Source organism: Sandarakinorhabdus sp., from assembly GCF_031422795.1.
Lineage (GTDB): Bacteria > Pseudomonadota > Alphaproteobacteria > Sphingomonadales > Sphingomonadaceae > Sandarakinorhabdus.
Window position 1 is genome coordinate 1 of record NZ_JANPML010000360.1, and the last position, 2,291, is coordinate 2,291.

Consider the following 2,291-nt stretch of genomic DNA (forward strand, 5'->3'; position numbering starts at 1 on the left):
CCGCCGGCCATCACCATGAAGGGCCGCGATGCGACCCTGGCCAATCAGATCAAGACGGGGAAGGACAGCCCGTTCTACGCGCCGTTCACGGCGATGCCGGGATCGATACCCGCATTCGAACAGGACCAGTTGCGGGCTGAGGCAGTCGAGGCGATCGACACCATCGTCAACCCGGCGCAGACCAAGATGCTGGGTTTCCTGCGCGCCGAATATCTGCCGGGCCTGCGCGCCAGCACGGGTGCGCGCGATTTGCCCGACGGCGTGGCTTGGTACCGCGATCAGGTGAAGGAGTTCACCACCACTGATCTGACGCCGGAAGCCATCCACCAGATTGGCAGACAAGAAGTGGCGCGCATCGATGCCGATATGCGCAGCGCCATGGTGCAATCGGGATTTAAAGGCGAATACAAGGAGTTTCTGGTCTTTCTTCGCACTGATCCGCAATTCTATGCGCGCACGCCAGACGAACTTCTCGGCTTCTCCTCCTATGTGATCAAGCGCATGGATGGGAAGCTGAAGGACATTTTCACCACGCTGCCGCGCTTCCGCTTCACCTTGCGGCCGGTTCCGGACGCGATTGCGCCCACCTACACCTCTGGGCGCGGCGGGCTCGATGCCTGTTACATGAACACCTATGATCTGAAATCGCGGCCGTTGTTCATGCTCACCGCGCTCACCCTGCACGAATGTGTGCCCGGCCACAGCCATCAGGGCGCCATGGCGCTGGAAGCACCAGCGGCACCGCCGTTCCGCCGCCAGACCTATTTCTCCGGCTATGGCGAGGGCTGGGGGCTTTATACCGAATATCTCGGCCGCGAACTGGGCATGTATCGCACGCCTTACGAGGAATTCGGCCGCGCCAGCTTTGAAAACTGGCGCGCCAGCCGGTTGGTGGTCGATACCGGGCTGCATTTGATGGGCTGGAGCCGTGATCAGGCCATCGCCTATCTGGAAGAGCATACAGCGCTCGCCCGTCACGACATCGAGATCGAGGTCGATCGTTACATCAGCTGGCCCGGCCAGGCGCTGGCGTACAAATTGGGTGAGATGAGCATCCGCAAGCTGCGCGCCGAAGCCGAGACGACGCTGGGTGCCGGATTTGATATTCGCCGCTTCCACGACACGCTCTTGGGCCTCGGCTCGGTGCCGCTGGCGGTGATGGAAGCCGAAATGCGCGTGTGGGTGAGCAGTGAGCGGGTGCGACTTGCCGCCAAGCGCTGAGGCTCAAGGAATCCCGGTCAGCTTGTGAGTCTGCAGGCTCAGCCGCCATTGCGGGTGGGCGAGGCAGTAGGCGATGGCGGCCTGGATATTTTCGGCCTGGGCCGGGCCGTCCATGGGCTGCAGAAAGAAATGCTGGAACGGCAGCGCTTCGAACCGTTCCGGCATGGCCTTGGGCTGCGGATAAACCAGTTTCAGCTCGTTGCCGGCGGTGAGGAGCAGCGGCGCATCGGCCTTGGGCGACACGCAGATCCAGTCGATGCCCGGTGGCGGCACTTGGGTACCGTTGGTTTCGATGGCGATTTCAAAACCGCGGGCGTGCAGCGCTTCGACCAGCGGCGCATCCAACTGCAATAACGGTTCGCCGCCGGTGCAGACGACGAGCCGGTGCGCGGCGGTTTCGCCCCAGCAAGTGGAAACGGCATGGGCCACCGCTTCGGCATCGGCGAATTTGCCGCCGCCCGGCCCATCGGTGCCAACGAAGTCCGTGTCGCAGAAGCTGCAGACGGCGGCGGCGCGGTCTTGCTTGCGGCCGGTCCACAAATTGCAGCCGGCAAAGCGCAGGAACACGGCCCGTCGGCCGGTCTGGGCGCCTTCACCTTGCAGGGTGAGGAAGAGTTCCTTGACGGCGTAGCTCATAGGGCAGGATCGGCGATGCCGGCTTCAGCAAAGCCCTTGGCCCGCAGGCGGCAGCTGTCGCACAGGCCGCAGGGCCGGCCTTCCGGCGTTGGGTCATAGCAGGACCAGGTCAGGTGCAGCGGCGCTTTCACGGCCTGTGCAGCCGCGATGATGCCGGCCTTGTCGAGCTGCATCAGCGGCGTGTGGATCTTGAACGACCCGCCCTCCACACCGGCCTTGGTGGCGGTGTTGGCCATGGCTTCGAACGCGGCAATGAACTCTGGCCGGCAATCGGGATAACCGCTGAAATCCAGCGCGTTGACGCCGATGAACAGGTCGCGTGCGCCGGCGGCTTCGGCCCAACCCAGCGCGACCGACAGGAAGATGGTGTTGCGCGCCGGCACATAGGTGACCGGGATGCCCGGCTCCACGCCGCCTTTGGGCACGTCGATATC

3 protein-coding genes are annotated in these 2,291 nt (G+C 63.9%); 1 reads left to right on the plus strand and 2 read right to left on the minus strand.

The genetic code is table 11. The features are described from left to right. Positions 1-1,221: DUF885 domain-containing protein (locus tag RMO81_RS12540; RefSeq protein WP_310476229.1), on the plus strand; the 1,221-nt coding region annotated here is incomplete at its 5' end. Between the two features lie 3 nt (positions 1,222-1,224). Here the strand turns inward: RMO81_RS12540 and queE are convergent. After that, positions 1,225-1,857, minus strand: coding sequence for a 7-carboxy-7-deazaguanine synthase (gene queE, locus RMO81_RS12545; protein ID WP_310476230.1), 633 nt, complete (start codon positions 1,855-1,857; stop codon positions 1,225-1,227). Beyond that, positions 1,854-2,291: 7-cyano-7-deazaguanine synthase (locus RMO81_RS12550; protein WP_310476231.1), on the minus strand; the 438-nt coding region annotated here is incomplete at its 5' end. The genes RMO81_RS12550 and queE, both read right to left, overlap by 4 nt.

Coding starts and splice junctions, on each gene's coding strand:
- queE (WP_310476230.1), bottom strand. CDS start 1,857: ATGAGCTACGCCGTCAAGGAACTCTTCCTCACCCTGCAAGGTGAAGGC.